Origin of the sequence: Providencia sp. wls1916, assembly GCF_009706585.1 — a bacterium.
Taxonomy (GTDB): Bacteria; Pseudomonadota; Gammaproteobacteria; order Enterobacterales; family Enterobacteriaceae; genus Providencia; species Providencia lanzhouensis.
This window is the reverse complement of record NZ_WLUL01000019.1, coordinates 13,963-29,940: the sequence shown is the minus strand read 5'-3', so window position 1 is coordinate 29,940 and position 15,978 is coordinate 13,963. Positions and strand designations below refer to the sequence as shown.

General features: G+C 46.7%; 14 protein-coding genes and 1 tRNA gene. 7 read left to right on the top strand and 8 right to left on the bottom strand.

What is annotated here, in order from left to right; translation table 11 throughout:
- From GKR61_RS13230 to GKR61_RS13215, 4 genes are all read left to right on the top strand, one after another.
- The coding region (locus tag GKR61_RS13230) for a fimbrial biogenesis chaperone (protein WP_154599736.1) at window positions 1-706 on the top strand (706 nt) is incomplete at its 5' end.
- A gap of 81 nt (window positions 707-787) precedes the next feature.
- The gene (locus GKR61_RS13225; RefSeq protein WP_230083163.1) at window positions 788-3,547 is read left to right on the top strand and encodes a fimbria/pilus outer membrane usher protein; all 2,760 of its coding nucleotides are present in this window, start codon (window positions 788-790) and stop codon (window positions 3,545-3,547) included.
- Window positions 3,547-4,674, top strand: coding sequence for a hypothetical protein (locus GKR61_RS13220; RefSeq protein WP_051422572.1), 1,128 nt, complete (start codon window positions 3,547-3,549; stop codon window positions 4,672-4,674). Before GKR61_RS13225 ends, GKR61_RS13220 begins: the two co-directional genes overlap by 1 nt.
- A 68-nt stretch (window positions 4,675-4,742) precedes the next feature.
- The gene (locus tag GKR61_RS13215) at window positions 4,743-5,864 is read left to right on the top strand and encodes an SPOR domain-containing protein (RefSeq protein ID WP_230083162.1); all 1,122 of its coding nucleotides are present in this window, start codon (window positions 4,743-4,745) and stop codon (window positions 5,862-5,864) included.
- A gap of 26 nt (window positions 5,865-5,890) precedes the next feature.
- On the opposite strand, the gene GKR61_RS13210 is transcribed toward GKR61_RS13215, so the two are convergent.
- The 8 genes from GKR61_RS13210 to GKR61_RS13175 all read right to left on the bottom strand — a co-directional run bounded on the left by GKR61_RS13210 (window position 5,891) and on the right by GKR61_RS13175 (window position 14,073).
- On the bottom strand, window positions 5,891-6,997 hold the full coding sequence (locus GKR61_RS13210; protein WP_154599949.1) for a fatty acid desaturase family protein: 1,107 nt from the start codon (window positions 6,995-6,997) through the stop codon (window positions 5,891-5,893).
- Window positions 6,984-8,108: a sterol desaturase family protein gene (locus GKR61_RS13205; protein WP_154639835.1), complete on the bottom strand. Its 1,125-nt coding sequence runs from the start codon at window positions 8,106-8,108 to the stop codon at window positions 6,984-6,986. Before GKR61_RS13205 ends, GKR61_RS13210 begins: the two co-directional genes overlap by 14 nt.
- Window positions 8,105-8,719, bottom strand: a complete 615-nt coding sequence (locus GKR61_RS13200; protein ID WP_036949615.1) for a phosphatase PAP2 family protein — start codon at window positions 8,717-8,719, stop codon at window positions 8,105-8,107. Before GKR61_RS13200 ends, GKR61_RS13205 begins: the two co-directional genes overlap by 4 nt.
- Window positions 8,716-9,993 (bottom strand): F390 synthetase-related protein, encoded by a 1,278-nt coding sequence (locus GKR61_RS13195; protein WP_336426628.1) that lies wholly within the window; start codon window positions 9,991-9,993, stop codon window positions 8,716-8,718. Before GKR61_RS13195 ends, GKR61_RS13200 begins: the two co-directional genes overlap by 4 nt.
- Window positions 9,990-10,790, bottom strand: coding sequence for an MBL fold metallo-hydrolase (locus tag GKR61_RS13190; protein WP_036949609.1), 801 nt, complete (start codon window positions 10,788-10,790; stop codon window positions 9,990-9,992). The genes GKR61_RS13195 and GKR61_RS13190 overlap by 4 nt, the downstream gene beginning before the upstream one ends.
- Complete coding sequence (locus GKR61_RS13185; protein WP_036949607.1) at window positions 10,787-11,794, bottom strand: NAD-dependent epimerase/dehydratase family protein; 1,008 nt, start codon at window positions 11,792-11,794, stop codon at window positions 10,787-10,789. The genes GKR61_RS13190 and GKR61_RS13185 overlap by 4 nt, the downstream gene beginning before the upstream one ends.
- Window positions 11,791-12,789 carry a 3-oxoacyl-[acyl-carrier-protein] synthase III C-terminal domain-containing protein gene (locus tag GKR61_RS13180; protein WP_154599948.1) on the bottom strand — a complete coding sequence of 333 codons (999 nt, stop codon included), beginning with the start codon at window positions 12,787-12,789 and terminating at the stop codon, window positions 11,791-11,793. The genes GKR61_RS13185 and GKR61_RS13180 overlap by 4 nt, the downstream gene beginning before the upstream one ends.
- A gap of 144 nt (window positions 12,790-12,933) precedes the next feature.
- Window positions 12,934-14,073 (bottom strand): glycerate kinase family protein, encoded by a 1,140-nt coding sequence (locus GKR61_RS13175; RefSeq protein ID WP_036949598.1) that lies wholly within the window; start codon window positions 14,071-14,073, stop codon window positions 12,934-12,936.
- 534 nt (window positions 14,074-14,607) lie between these two features.
- Here GKR61_RS13175 and GKR61_RS13170 point away from each other — a divergent pair.
- The 3 genes from GKR61_RS13170 (at window position 14,608) to GKR61_RS13160 (ending at window position 15,867) form a co-directional block, all read left to right on the top strand.
- Window positions 14,608-14,901 (top strand): helix-turn-helix domain-containing protein, encoded by a 294-nt coding sequence (locus GKR61_RS13170; RefSeq protein WP_036949597.1) that lies wholly within the window; start codon window positions 14,608-14,610, stop codon window positions 14,899-14,901.
- Between the two features lie 191 nt (window positions 14,902-15,092).
- Window positions 15,093-15,665 (top strand): division control transcriptional repressor DicD, encoded by a 573-nt coding sequence (dicD, locus tag GKR61_RS13165; RefSeq protein WP_413784995.1) that lies wholly within the window; start codon window positions 15,093-15,095, stop codon window positions 15,663-15,665.
- A gap of 126 nt (window positions 15,666-15,791) precedes the next feature.
- Window positions 15,792-15,867 (top strand) — tRNA-Phe (locus GKR61_RS13160).
- The last annotated feature ends 111 nt before the right edge of the window (window positions 15,868-15,978 follow it).

Genomic DNA, 15,978 nt, shown 5'->3' with positions numbered 1-15,978 from the left:
AAATAACATCCAAGACCAAATTAATGGGCTGACACTGCATTCAACCCGTATTATCTACCCCCATGATGCCAAAAACGGGGTGACGTACACTATCACCAATAATACGGCGATACCGTATTTATTGCAGGCGCGCCTCTTGCCGTGGGAAGGGAATTCATCAAGCAAAACGGCGAACGAGAATACCGAAGCCGCCGATGAAAATTTGACGGCATTTATTGCTTTACCACCGTTACAGCGCTTCGAACCGGGTGAAACGCTCACATTGCGTATTCTTCAAAAACATCATTTACTCGCGCAAGATAAAGAGTCGATTGCGCAGTTGTCACTGACGGCGATCCCCGCGCAATCAAAAGAGGCGGCGGAAGGCGCGCAAATGATCCTTGCCGTACAAAATAATCTGAAGCTGTTTTATCGCCCCGCGGGATTACCGGAACATCATCTCGACAACATCGCCGAACAGCTGCAATTTCAGCGTACAAAAAACACGCTAACCCTGAAAAACCCGACGCCTTTTTATGTCACGTTAGCGTCACTGTCGGTGGGGAAGAACGCCCTGAATTTAAGTTCCTCACGCATGATCCCCCCCTTTGGGGAGGCGCAGTGGCCCCTTGATGCCAGCCATATGGGAAGCGACATTCATTGGCAGCTCATGGAAGACGATGGCGGAACCGACAAAATGAGAACACGCCAACTCTCAGCAATGTAACCACACCCGACAGATAAACACATTCACCCGATGCGCATTGGCAACGGGAGGATTCTTGCATTCGCAAGATAAAGGAAGACCATGAAAAAAGCCGATAAAATTGCTGAACACCAGCCAAAAAATCCTTTTTTCCGTTATCACCCGCTGGCGTGTGTATTGCTATTGGCGGTCGCGCCAACACAGGCCGAAGATTACTTTGATCCCAGTTTTTTAGGGGTTGCAGGTGAAAACACAGACGTGGATTTATCCGCCTTCTCACAAGCCGGTGGCGTTGCCGAAGGGGAATACACCGTTTCCGTATTTGTGAACCAACAGGACGTGGGGCAATTCACGCTTAATTTTATCAAAAATACCCACGGTGAAATCGCACCGGAATTAACCCCTGAGCAGCTCGACACCTTTGGGGTCAATGTGTCGCAAATTCCTGTCCTGAAAGACTTACCTAACGGCGAGTTTATTTCAGATTTAGGCGCCCTGATCCCACAAGCGACAACCCGATTAGATTTGTCACGCTTACGATTAAACATCAGCGTGCCGCAAGTGGCGATGCAATCTCAAGTCAACCGTAATGCGGATCCGTCATTATGGGACGATGGCATTCCGGCACTCATGGCGAACTATAACGTCAGCGCCGGTCGCACCACGAGCCGCTATGACCACGGCAAAAAAAATCAAAATACCAACGTCTTTGCGTCCGCACGATTGGGTGCCAATGCAGGGCCGTGGCGTCTGCGCAGTAACCTCACCCATTCCCGTTTCGAATACAGCGGGAGCGAGAACCAATCGGCCACGACCAACACCCAAACCTACTTTTCCAATACCACCCTATCACGGGATATTCGTGCATTACGCTCGACATTGTTAGTCGGTGAAAGCAGCACGGGCAGCGATGTGTTTGATGGTGTGCCCTTTAAGGGCGTGCAGCTAACCTCTAACGAGCAAATGCTGCCAAGCCAATTACGCGGCTATGCGCCGGCGATCAGTGGTGTTGCCAACAGCAACGCTCGCGTCACTATTCGCCAAAATGGCAATATCGTGTATGAAGCCTATGTGGCTCCAGGGCCCTTTTATATCAATGATATCCAGCAAGCGGGCTTATCCGGGGATTATGACGTCACGGTCACCGAAGCCGATGGCGCTGAGCGCCAGTTTGTAGTTCCCTACTCATCTTTACCCGTGATGTTGCGCCCCGGTGGCTGGAAATACGAAGTGGCCTCCGGTCGTTACAATGGCAACTTGACCACCAGCTCACGTCGTTCTGACTTTATTCTCGGTACTGCTGTTTATGGGCTGCATAACGATGTCACGGTGTATGGCGGCGCCTTGCTGGCAAAAGATTATCAATCTCTGAGTTTAGGAACAGGAGTCTCTTTAGGTGACTTCGGTGCTGTCTCCACGGACGTCACGCACTCATCGGCTAAATTTACTTATTCCAACCCAGTTACCAGCTCTAGCGAGCGAAAAACGGGGCAATCTTACCGTATCCGTTACTCAAAAAGCTTAATGGCAACCGGCACGTCGGTGGATTTAACTGCATTACGTTACTCCACCGAGCATTTCTATAATTTTAGCGAATTTAACAGCCAAGGTTATCGCCTTGAAGAGGGTCTTAGCCCGTGGACTTTACAGCGTCGTCGCAGCAGCTTCCAAACCCAGCTCAGCCAACAGATGCAACAGTATGGCTCACTGCATTTTCGCGCTAATCGTGATGATTACTGGGGCAGCAGCCGAACGTTAACGGGTTTATCCATGGGCTACAGCAACAGCTTTAAAGGGGTCAGTTACGGTGTGAACTACAATATCGACCGCGTCAAAGACAGTCGCAATCACTGGCCGGAAAACCGCCAGCTCTCTTTTAACTTAAGCGTGCCGTTCAGTGTGTTTACCCAAGACCGTGATTTACAGTCCATTTATGCCACCTACTCCATGAGCCATGACCAAAATGGGCGCACGCAAAATAATAGCGGCCTGAGCGGCAACATGCTGGATGGCAAGCTGTCGTATGGCGCGTCACAAAGCTGGGGAAATAAAGGGCAAATAGCCAACACCAACCTGAATGCGGGCTACCAAGGCGATAAAGGCAGTATCAGTACCGGTTATAGTTATAGCAATAATTCCCAGTCAATCAATATGAATGCCAGCGGCGGCGCCTTGCTCCACGCCGAAGGGCTAACCTTAAGCCGTTCGATGGGGGACTCTGTTGCACTGATTAGTGCACCGGGCGCCGAAGGGGTCAGTGTTAATGGTGGTTCTGCTGTCACGGATTGGCGAGGCTATGCGGTGGCACCTTATCTCTCCGACTATAACAAAAACAGCATTGGCTTAGACCCAAGCACACTGCCTGAAAACGTCGATTTGCCGCAATCCAATACCAACGTTTACCCCACCAAAGGCGCAGTGGTGAAAGCCAGTTTCCGTACCCGTATCGGCTACCAAGTGCTCATGACCTTAAAACAGGGGGCCAAATATGTGCCCTTTGGGGCGATTGCAACCTTAACCTCCGATAACAGCGCTGACAACATTAGCAGCATTGTGGGGGATGCCGGGCAGGTGTACCTGACGGGATTACCAGAAACCGGGGAATTGTTAGTGAAGTGGGGGGAGACAGCCGCACAGCAATGTCAGGTGAAATTCGATTTACGCCATGTGGACGTTTCAGCCGATATGCCAATCCGTCAAGTCTCTTATCGCTGTGTGAGTGGGCAACAGCACGCACAGCCTGTGGAATTGAGTACACCAGCAACGACTCAGCAGATATCCACTCCAATGGAAAACATCGAACCTTTACATCAAACACCCAATAAAACACGTTGGTTACAGTCACCAGCAGGAGAAAAATAATGAAATTGAACAACCAAAAACGCTGGGGAAAAGTGTGGTCAGCCGCGGCAGGTTTAATTATATACAATGCATTCACAGCTGTTAGTTACAGTGCTGATAACTGGAGTTTTCCTAGCGGAGCAGTATTTAGGGAATCCGGGAAAAGAGTATGGACAGGTGAAGCTATCACTAAAGAAGAAAGACCTTACTATGAAGGAGGTGCGGAGAGTGTTATTCATGGAACAGTAGTATCTACTGTTTCCAGAAGCGACTGGGGAGTTGTTGATGGCCACCACGGAGTGGTTCTTGAGCCTGGTATAGTACTCACTTTTTCAGGAATGTCCTACACTGCCTCCAGCCGTTATAACGTTAGAGTTGATTACCAATATAATGCAGAACCGAAAGCATCCAGTATACAAAACCAAAACACAGTTAACGTTTTCAAAAATAGCGGAATTTATAAATATGAAGCAGGACTAAAGTCCACAGGTATCCCCATTCGCATTACTGGAAATAACTTATATCAGGCTAGAAATTTACAGGTTGCGTTATATATCAGTGATTCAGTGAAACCTGGTACTTATTCATATTCAGGAGATGTTAATCTGGAAGTGGGAGATATGCGTGTCCACCTCTCTAATCGTATTGAATTTACCTATGCTCCGCCAATCCAATGCACCATCGATACCCCAGCAAAAATTGATTTCGGTAAAGTGAATATTTGGGATTGGGAAGGTAATACTTCTGGTACTCCTGGGGGAAATCGTAAAGATGTTTTAGGCGTAGTTGATGGGAATTTTACGATCAACTGCACTGGAGATAATGGTGCTCATGCTCCCGCTAAATTGACACTAAATGGAACGCATCAAGGATACACAAACGACTTAAAAATGACAATGGATACCACTGGAGAGGTGGCACCTGCGACCATACGAGCCTCCATTAAGTCTCTTTATCCCCCTTGCGATAATAACGGTGTAAATTTTACTCTAACAAACGGTAAGCCCCTCTCACATATCGTTGATTTAGGTGAGCTCACCGTTGGTCCACATCAAGTCCCTTACCGTTTTAGCCTCTGTGCGCTTGGAGAAGGTTTTAAATCTGGCGCCGCTTCTGCCACCGCCACCGTCACTCTTGACTGGGAATAACCTGCCTAACCGCTTAGTGGTTTTCACCACAAACCACTAAGCCTTTATCATTCAACGATGAGAATGCCATGATAGCCACTCACCGCCACTGCGTTTTCACCTTATTGCTCATGGGTATTTCGCTTCTATTGTGCCGCCCTGCACTTTCAGTCACATCGCCAACATCCCTTGAGCAAATTCACGACCTTGGTGTGCAATCCATCAATGGAGATGGCGTCCCTGTAGATCTCGCCAAAGGGCGCTACTATATTCAGCAATCCGCATTGCAGGGCTATCCCCTCGGTCAATACCATTTAGGGATTCTGTTTTTCACGGGTGAAGGAGGTCCTCAAAACTCAGCCTGCGCAATTTGGTGGCTGGAAAAAGCCATTGCCGCGAATAATGAAGTGCGTGAAAGAGCGCAACAGGCATTGCATGACATTCAGGAAGATACCACTGTCACCACAGAAGCGGTTGATGAACAACGTTGCCAGCAATATTCGTACAACTTAATCAGCCTACCGATGACCGAGCCCGTTCACGCTGAACCGCAAGTTAATGCTATCGAGCTCTCTGCCAAGGGAAATCAGGTGCTACTGGAGGTTTTAAACAACCATCAACCACACCGGATTTATGCCACATTGCGCCTATTGCAAAAGGAACTGACTAAAATATGGCAACCTATTGCCGAGCACCGTGAACGCTTAATGCTCGCCGCTGCACATAAAGCCCATATTCAGCAACAAACAGCACCAGCGGTAAATGAAACCGTTTCTGACGAACCGACTGAAGTGATCATTACCCTTGTATTGCCGCCGTCAGAACAAAAAGGTGAAACTGAACAAGTAGAATTAATGCCAATCAACACGCCTAGCAAACCGATAGAGGTGACGATTCCGGTGGCGAAACACACCTCAGTGAGCACTAACTTAGGTGGCGATATTCGCTCAGCTTCCCCTCGCCATTACACATTACAATTAGGCAGCGCAAGCAGCCCTGAAGGGCTTTATGAACGTGCTCGTCGACATAAATTACGTAATTATTTGGTCTATGAAACGGTAAGAAATAACCGCCAATGGTATATATTAGTGTATGGCGAATACCCAACGCTCCGAGCCGCAAAACACGCCACACCAAGCTTACCCTCTGCATTTCAACGGGATAAACCGTGGGTGCGCAGCCTGCAACATGTTCAATCTGAGCTAAACTAACCAACAGTTAGGTCGGCGACTATCGCTTACCTAACCCCTTCTCCTGTTCCCATTCGCTTTAAAAACCGCTGCTGATAACGCCACAAGGTTTTGGCATCGACACAGTGATAATCCATACCAAACTGTGCGGCGGTTTGCTGAATAATACGGGCGAGCGCGGGGTAATGCCGGTGGTGCCAATTGGGAAATAAATGGTGGGTAAGATGTAAATTCAGCCCACCGAGCCAATATGTAAGGCACTTCGGCGTGGTTTGCCAATCATAGGTTGTTGAGAATGTATGGGTATAAAACCCTTGCTCCATACGCCCTGAATCTGGCGCGGTATAAAAAGTGGCTTTCGCCCAGTGAGTGCCCAAAATCAGCACCACAAAAATAAATGACGCGAACATTTGGCTAAGCAGATAAACACCCAACAATGTGCCAATACCGATGCCATACGGGGATAACACCCAATAGGGTAATAATATGGCCAAGGCAAGATGCAGGCTCTTACTCAGAAAAAATACCCCAATACCTTTCGCACCTTGATAGCGCATTTTTGGCGCGACGCGGGTGAAATGAAAACGGTCAAACCAATCGTAGCCCCAAATCAGCGCGAGAAACGTCATTGCCGCTATCAACGGCCAATACAAATGCTGCCAACGCATAAACGGATACCAGCGTTGGTATGGAGTTTGGCGCAGTAAAAAATTCTCTTCAATATCCAGATCATAATCACGAACATTAGTATGGGAATGGTGAAAAACAATGTGCCGCACACGCCAACAATCAGGATCTAACCCTAAAGGAATTGTCACCCAAAAGTTCACAATCCGGTTAAGTGCTCCTCGCTGAAAAACGGCGTTATGGGAGGCATCGTGCACCATATTAATCGCCAACAATAAGGCAAAGAAAATAAACAGCGGATAACCCACAAAAAACAGTATTCCACCTTGGGAGCTGAGCATTAGCCCGTAGCTGCCTAAGCACACCAAAATCAGCATAAAACTTTTGAGATAGACCCAGCCATCGGCAAAGCGGTGATCGCCTTTTTCTTGCAGATACCCCTTTGCCGCTTGCTGCAATGCACGGTGAAAAGCCAAGTCATCCCGCTGGCGAAAAGCGAGGGGCGGTAATGGTTTAGGCTTGTACATCACGTCTATCCACAGGCGTTATTCCTATGCCCATTAGCACAGCAGCGCTGTGCAACCATAATAGCGCCCCCACCACCAGCCAAAATGGTGTCAACCAACCTGCAATAATGATCAATAACAGCATCAGGCTGGCCACCGTAAACCAACTCCATTTCCCCCAGCCATAACCGCTTGATAAGCCAGATAATGCGACAGTTCCTGCCGCTAACAGAATAAATAACCCGACTTGCTCAAGGGTCGTGCCATTAAAACCGTACCCATAGCGATACACATAGCCAATCACCAACGCGAACAGCAGCAATGTCCCGCCTACAAGCCCCATTTTTCCGATGTGATAACGAGGGGAATGCGTTGGTTTATTCGTTTTTTTCACACCCAAAATACGCAAGAATGGACGATTGCTGTCAATCAGCGGGTTTTCCGTCGCTACCTCACCACCGATACCGTATTGATACGGTGTTTCAGGAGATTCAGAAAACGTCCCAAACAGCTTGCCCCAAATAATAAAGCTACCGCCAAAATTACGATTGGCGTACCCACCCGTTTTTATATGGTGAACCCGATGATGATGCGGCGTCACCATCCATGATTCCAGCCATTTAAAACGGGGAATTAACCCGCTATGGTTAAAAAATTGAATCGTATAATGAAGCACAGATATCGTCATAAAAACAGTGAGCGGCACGCCCATCAACGCCAATAACAGAAAGAAAGGAATCGAAGTGAGTGAGGAATACCACGAATTACGTACCCCTAATGAGAGATTAAAATGCTCCCCTTGATGGTGCACCACATGCACGGCCCACAAAAGACGGTAACGATGGTGCAAACGATGTAGCCAATAAAATCCTAAATCCCAAGCAATTAACGTAAACAACCACACCAACCACGTTGGCCAGCTATCGGTAAGACCAAAAGAAAAATGCGTGACCACAAAACCGTAGCAAAATAGTTCTAATCCACGGAACAGCCACAGCATGATATGCCCGGAATTAAGGTTAAAAACCACATCTTGCCAACTGAATGAAACGCGCTTTTGGCGAGCAATAATCAGCGCTTCCACCATCACAATCGCCACCATAAAGATAATGGGAAATGTCAGTTCATTCATCGCACTCTCCGTGACGGATAAGCAGCCCATAAGCGAACAACCGTTATCGCTATCCACGCACAAACCGCGCCGCCAACCACATCAATAAATAGGTGCCGCTTCAGCATTAAGACAGAAAAAATAATCATCAACGCCCACAATAGCCACAAGAGGTTTCTCAAAAATTGACCTTTTCGACACAGAGCCCACCACGCAATTAATGTTAACGACACGTGGAGCGAAGGCAGCATATTTTGCGACGTATCCACCTGCAATAACCTGGCAAGTGCCTGCTGAGTCAATCCACTCCCTATATTTTGAGGGAATTCTGCCGTGGTTGGATAAATCAAATACACCGTGCCAGATAGCACCGCACAGAGGATCATCTGCCACATTAACGGCTTCACTTTTTCTGCGTGACTCAGCAGATAACCGCAAGGAATAAAAAGGAAAAATGAGAGATAAAGCCATATCGCATTTGGCGAATAACCGATGGCATCATCAATGATCGAGGGGGAAATAACGTGCGCAGAAGAATAAATATGCCCCGTCAAAGAGTAGATAAACCCAACACATCCCCAACCTAATAGTAAATACCCCACGCGCTGCCACACTGACATCGACGTTATCATGGTGCCTCCCGCATGATCCGCCGACGTTTGATTGCCATTGTCGTCTCGGGCAAGGTGGTGTTGAGTTGCCACTGAAGATGCTCAGTCACTGCGCCTTGCAGTTCGAAGTAGTCAGTTAGTGCTTGCTTACATGCCAACAGCGCCGTGTCTTCACAATCCGCGGATAAGGTGAATAACTGCCCCTGTTGATGAAGTCGGTAATCTGTTTCTATCGGTAACGTATTGCACATCACTCGGTTACAGGCGTCCGCAAATAAGGTTATTGGCTCACCTTGTTGATTGGTTAAAACTATTTGGTCATCACTACGCCCTTCGATGCATTCAATGGCTATTTGCACATCACCACAGGGACATGGAGTCTCTCTAACGACCAAAATATCATCCAGCTGATAACGCACTATGGGCTGAGTTTGCCGCGTAAAATCGGTGATAATCGGTAAAAAACGGCGTTCATCAATCCACTGTTTTTCAATATGCAAAAAAGCTTCATTCAGATGCAATGTGCCATGAGGGCAGGTGCAGCCAAGAAAACCTTCCGTCGCTTGGTACACTTCGCCAACATCTGCAAAAACGGTTTTTAGCAGGGCTTTATCATCCGCATTTAGCACTTCCGCCACTGATATCACCCTTTTTGGGGTTAGTGAGCACTCATTTCGCTGCTGGCGCTTTGCAATTTCTACCAGCACCTGTGCAGGAGCAACAATAATAGTTGGCTGCCATTGATTAAGCGCAGCAAGATGCTCATCGAAATCTCCTAACAAGTCGTAAAACTGAAATGAGAGCCAGCGGTTATTCACACTTTCATATAAGTTATTGTTTGCACGTAAAAACAATGCAACGCGCTCTCCGGCAAATAATCCATCTGGTAGCATCTTAGCGAGCATGGTTCCCGACCAGCGAGCTTGCTCATTTGGGCTGACCACAAACACCCCACGTCTTCCTGATGTCCCAGACGATAACCCCACACTGAATTTCCCCACTGTTGGAGAAAAATCACGGGAGGATTCGCTCTGTTTCGCGCAGGCAAGCAGCTCATCCACTTTCAGCCCTTGGGTGTTCATGCGGTCAAAATGCTGCATCATCAAAGCTTTATTCATCACAGGCCACTGAGTAAGTGCTTGCTGACAATATGCCGCAAAATAGGGACTACGCCGTAAAAAACGCTGCGTAAATGCCGATAATTTTCGCTGTTGATATGCCTCTAGCGCTGCGCTATCCGTAAAACGCAGTCGGCGAGCCTGCCAGTAATACCACAGAATTTTCAGCAGTTTCACAGCTCACCCTCATGACACAGTTGGATCGGTATCTGGCGTTTATCAATCTGATGCAATTTATTGAGCGTGTCGTAATAGGCTTGGCGGTCATCCATAATTAAATTCGCCACCGCCATTGGTCCGCGCAATTCTCGGTAATTCGTTGGTGACCATGCCGCATCTCCCGCCAGCAAAATCCAGCCATCATCCGTTGCCACGCATAACCCAGTATGCCCCGCGGCATGACCCGGTAATGGCACCGCAATTAAGGTTTTTTCTGGGTTTATTGCGTAGCCAAATCCTAATTCGGCTAAGGCTTCAGGCAGCTCAATACGCTCAAAGCCTTCATAAAACCGTGCTCTTTCTTCGAAATCTTCAGGGATTAACCCACGCACAAAAGCTTTACGTAATGCGGAAAATCCGGTTAGGTTACGCGTTTTTTTCCACCCTTCCCCCGAACAGATCAGCGGTACTGAAGGGAAATCCCGCAGCCCCGCAATATGGTCGCCATGGAAATGGGAAATAATGACGCCTGTAATATCAGCAGGCGTGATACCATCCGCCTTGAGCTGAGAAACGAGAGCATCTTTGGTATCAAAATAAACCGGCGTAACCGCTCGATACAACCGAATGATGCCTTCACGGGTATGATCATAAAAATGGTCGGCATACCCCGTATCAAACAGCCAGCGCTGGCCATGCCCCTCAATCAGCCATGCCCGCGCGGGGAATTTACACGCTTTCATACTGGCACCTTTGAGGGCAACACAACCGGGATGGGTGCAATATCCCACTTCAAATACCCGAATGTTCATCATAGTTTGCCCTCTTGGTTTTCATTAAGCCATTTTGCGGTGCGTGCGATGCCCTCCGCCATGGAATAGCGTGGGATGTAACCGAGTTCCTGCTGAGCGCGTTGATTGTTTAAAATCATCGTGAAATAAGCAGCGCCGAGGCTATAACGGGTTAATAACGGCTCTTTTCGCTGCATAATCGCTAATTTTTCTAAACAAAACGCCACACCGTATAATAGCGAATAAGGGGCTGATTTAATCTGGCACTCAGTGCCTGTTTGCTTAAATAGCATTTTTAATGTGGTGGCTAACGGTTGAGGATCTTGGTTAGTAATATTAAATATCGAGCCATTTTTTAACGGTTTTTGGGTTGCCAACATCATGGCATCCACCACATTTTCAACGTAGGTCAAATCGAAGGCATTTTTGCCCCCTGCCGGCAGCACCAATTTGCCATGGCGGGCGCGGACTTGCGCCATCAAACGCGGCAATAAAACCCGATCATGAGGCCCAAATAATCCTCGAGGACGCAAAATCACAAAGGTGGTTGAGGGATAATTCGGTACTATCTTGGCAATTTCTTGCTCGGCAAGGAACTTCGTCCGCGCATAATCATTAGCAAATTGCGTGTTATTCGTTGATTCGAAAATATTGTGCTGGTGAGTAAAATTAAAATAGATTGCAGGGGTGGAGATATGCACAAACCGCTCGATACCTTGCTCTGCCGCAGTCTGCGCCAAGGTTTTGGTGGCTTGCCAATTAATGGCTTCGAATGTTTCACGCGCACCCCATGGCGCCGACAGTGCGGCGCAGTGCCAAATTACCTGACACCCTGCCATCAATTCACGCGCGGTTTCCGGTGTTAATGTTGCCAGTTCTACGGGAATAAATACCGCCCCCGCATCCGTTAACTCCTGACCAATAGCCAAATCACGCCCGCAAGCCACCACCTGATGCCCATCACGTAGCAAGATTTCTGTGGCATTGCGCCCAAGCCCGCTGGTCGCACCTGTGACTAAGATTTTCATGGTATAAGAACCAGTGCGGATAACGCTAAACCGGCTGCGGTTCCTACCAGCATTACGTGGGATTTGCCATAAAAACGGTCGGTAATAATGGCTTCATGCAGCGCGGAAGGAATTGATGCCGCGACTTGGTTGCCGTGTGTGGCATAGATATCGACTAACTGCTCGGCGGTAACACCCAGGCGTTTACGCATATGTTCCAAGGATAAGTGGCTCGCTTGATGGGGAACCACCGTATCAATCTGCGCTAAGCTCACTCCCGCTTGAGACAGTATTCTCTCCATAAAATCCTCAACCATGGCGGATGCCATCTTGAATAGAGGTTTGCCTTTCATGTGGAATAAGAAATCGCTCGGCTCCATCCCTGAACGTGGATTACGACGAGTGCCCCCCGCGCGAATTTCACAGAGATCTAATCCTTCAGGATAGGTTTCTAGACGAAATGCCAAAATACCGCTATTCCCATCACCGCGTTCAACAAGAGTACAAGCCGCACCATCCCCAAAAATAAGCGAGGATTCTTCATGTTCCCAATCGATCCCCCGAGAGGCAATATCCGCAGAGACAATTGCAATTCGGCGATACTGATGGGTAGTGAGTAGCCCACCCGCAATTTGCAACGCCGATAAGTAACTCACACAGCTCGCATTCACATCAAAGCAGGCAATACCCGAATGAAGTGCTGAACTTGCAAGAATATGAGCTGCGCTACAAGGTAGGGCTTGGACAGGAATAGCTGATGCACAAATCAAGGCATCCACTGAAGCAGGGTCAATATGGTGGCGAGTTAATGCATCGTGAATTGCTGAAGCAGCTAATTCCGCTTGGCTATCGGTATTTGATGCATGGTAGCGCCAGCTAATCCCCGAACGTTTTTCAACGTAACCGTTCGGTTTATTCAGCTGCTTATCCAAATCCATCGACAATACTTTATGTGCGGGTAGTGCGATGCCAGAAGCAATAATTTTCAGTGGCACAAACGTGTTGGGGTTAAGCATTTTTTACCTATTCTTGTAGTTTATTGCTTTATTACCCTTCATTTACCAAATAACCCGCCATCATGGTATCGGAAAAAGTGCATATAACATAAATATTGGATAAGTCAGATTATTTTTCATCAAATAAATAGGTTCGCTTTTATTTCAAAGGTGGCGACCCATATTTAATACTCGAGCCACATTGCATGCTGTATTTTCTAAGTTTTCAGCCCCCTGATTGAGCGCCTCACTAAGGGAAGACAATCTTGGCAGAATGCTAAATACCGCCGTTACACCCTCTTGGTGCAATCCTTCTACCCCATCCCCTAACACACCGCTTAATGCAATAACCGGAACCTGATGTTTTGCCGCGAGTCTCGCAATGCCGATGGGCGCTTTTCCTCCTGCGGTCTGCCCATCCATACTACCTTCCCCGATGATCACCAAGTTAGCATCTTGTAAGTGTTGCTCAAACGCTAAAGCGTCCATCACAATCTCAATACCAGATTTAAGCTCACCGCCGAGTAGTGCAGCTGCTGCAACGGCGATCCCCCCCGCCGCGCCGCCACCGGCAAGATAACGATAGTCAGTCCCCGTTAACTGTTGAAGAAGCGCCGCAAACTGGTTTAATCCATTATCCAACTCAGCCACCATTTCTGGCGTTGCCCCTTTTTGTGGACCAAAAACCGCCGCTGAGCCGTGTTCTCCTACCAATGGGTTACTCACATCGCAAGCAATGTCGATTTTGCACTGAGATAACCGCGGGTCAAGTTGCTGAATATCGATATGCGATATCTGTGAAAGGATATTACCCGTGGTTCCCAGTAATTGATGATTTTCATCATAAAATCGCACACCCAGCGCCTGCAACATACCAACGCCGCCATCCACTGTAGCGCTCCCGCCAATCCCTAGAATAATCCGCTCAACCCCTTGAGCAAGCGCATTGGCGATCAACTCTCCCGTACCATAGCTGTTCGTCAGCATCGGGTTTCGCTTGGCAATAGGCACTAGCATCAACCCACTGGCTTGTGCCATTTCAATCACCGCCGTCTTACTTTCAGCTAATAGCCCATAGTAAGCCATGACAGGGAGACCCAATGGATCTGCCACGGTAACCGATATTTTTTCACCGTGCAGTGCCGCAATAAGCGCATCCACGGTTCCCTCTCCACCATCAGCCACTGGCAGTGAAATATATACCGCGTCAGGAAACACACGTCGAAAGCCTTTTATGACTGATTGAGCCGCAAGCTCGGCGCTCATACTCTCTTTAAAAGAATCAGGTGCAATGATAATTTTCATTAATCCGCATTCCTTATTTGCACAATGTCATATTTATTTTTATTTCTATAAACTATTTAAAATAATACCGATAATCAATAAACAAATCTGTATCTTTATGACGAAGTAAATATAAATCTTTCTCTCGAAACATATTTATGAATAATATATATATAAGTGTAACAGCCCATTACCCAATTCATACTTCATTATTATTTTTTGCGTTATTTTTATAAAAAATAAGTCAGTAATTATCGCCATAAAAAACCAATCAAAACCCAGAAAACTAGATTATTAGACTGATTAAATTAAAATAATCAAACATAAAATCCATAATTATTTATACCTTTACTCACTAACTGAGTGATCGAAATAGCTATTAACTATCGAAAATAGCCTATCAATCCGTCATAAATATTGGTAATTAATTTAACTTAGCGGTTAAATACTCCTAAATTGAACTAGTCAATTTTAGATTACTCTCGCCAATTAAAGATAATAATATTTAATTATCTTTGAATACTATTATCTCAATAAAACTCGCATGGAGGGATCATGCTAGCTAATCAACAATTTGATAACCATGAAGTATCCAATTACATTGGTTCATTTCTTAAACGACGACGTAAAGTCGTTGGGCTCACGGGCGCTGAGCTCGCTTCTCGTTTAAGCATCAGCCAACAACAGATTTCTCGCTATGAGCGAGGTGTCAATGCGATTACTATTCAAAATCTTTTGGGAATTTTGCATGCTTTAGAATTAAAAAAGCACGATATTGATGAGTTCCTGCAAAATATTTTTAATTTTTATCATATCGATATTGATATGGAGAAAAAGTTGTTTAACTAGAAATTAATTTCTACTAAACAACTCGTTAGGTATAGAGAGGGTAATGCCTCTCTACCTCTTCTCTCTTTGACTTCCCCGTAATTCCCCTCTATCACCCTCATACTTGTGACAAAATCAACGCCTATAAATCAACTTTGAACATTGCTATGATGGAAAAATTAGCAAATCTTGTGATGGAGATAACGATGAGTATCCAGCGCGACACTATTTTGAGCCATGCGTTAAACCAGTTAGAGCAACAGGGGTTATCTGCCTCGACAGAAAGTTTACTCACTGAAATTGAATCCGATTTTACGACCTTACGCCAATTTTGGCCTGATGATGAAGCCCTCGTTTATGATTCTCTACGCTATCACGGGCAGCAAATTGAAGTGTGGCAGCGCCAAACCTTATTAGATGAGCGACTCAGCCCACAACTTAAACTCATGGCTCGTTATCAGCAACTGGCAGAGAAAGTCCGCGAAGGGCGTTTCCCTGGCTGTCTGTTTATTTCTGCCTGCAACTATTACCCAGACCCAGAACACCCTATCCACCAATTAAGCCGCCTGCAAAAATCCAACTCATTCAGCTTTACTAAGCAGCTGCTCGATGAGCTAGATATTGAAGATGCAGAACTCGTCGCCAATCAGATGGAGTTGGTTTTAGAAGGCTGTTTAAATCGCTTGTTGGTTAATCGCGATATCCGTGATGTGGAAATTGCTCAACAGCTTTCTGAAGATATTTTGGCTATAGCTCTGTGCCGTAAAAAAGGCGCATTAAGTTAAAATTCGTACACTCGCGCGTTAAACAGGCGTTTTTTGTCGAAAAAGAAAACACTCAGTCAGAAAATGGTTTTTTTTATAAAAAATGCATTGACGAGAACAGCCTAATACGGTTTAATGCGCCCCGTTGCCCGGATAGCTCAGTCGGTAGAGCAGGGGATTGAAAATCCCCGTGTCCTTGGTTCGATTCCGAGTCCGGGCACCACTATTTAAAGAACCCGCCCTAGTGGCGGGTTTTTGCTTTCTAGCGAATCACCTCAGTCTTTACTTCTCAAAAACCACTTTCTTCATTCACCACAACCCCCCTAGAAAATTG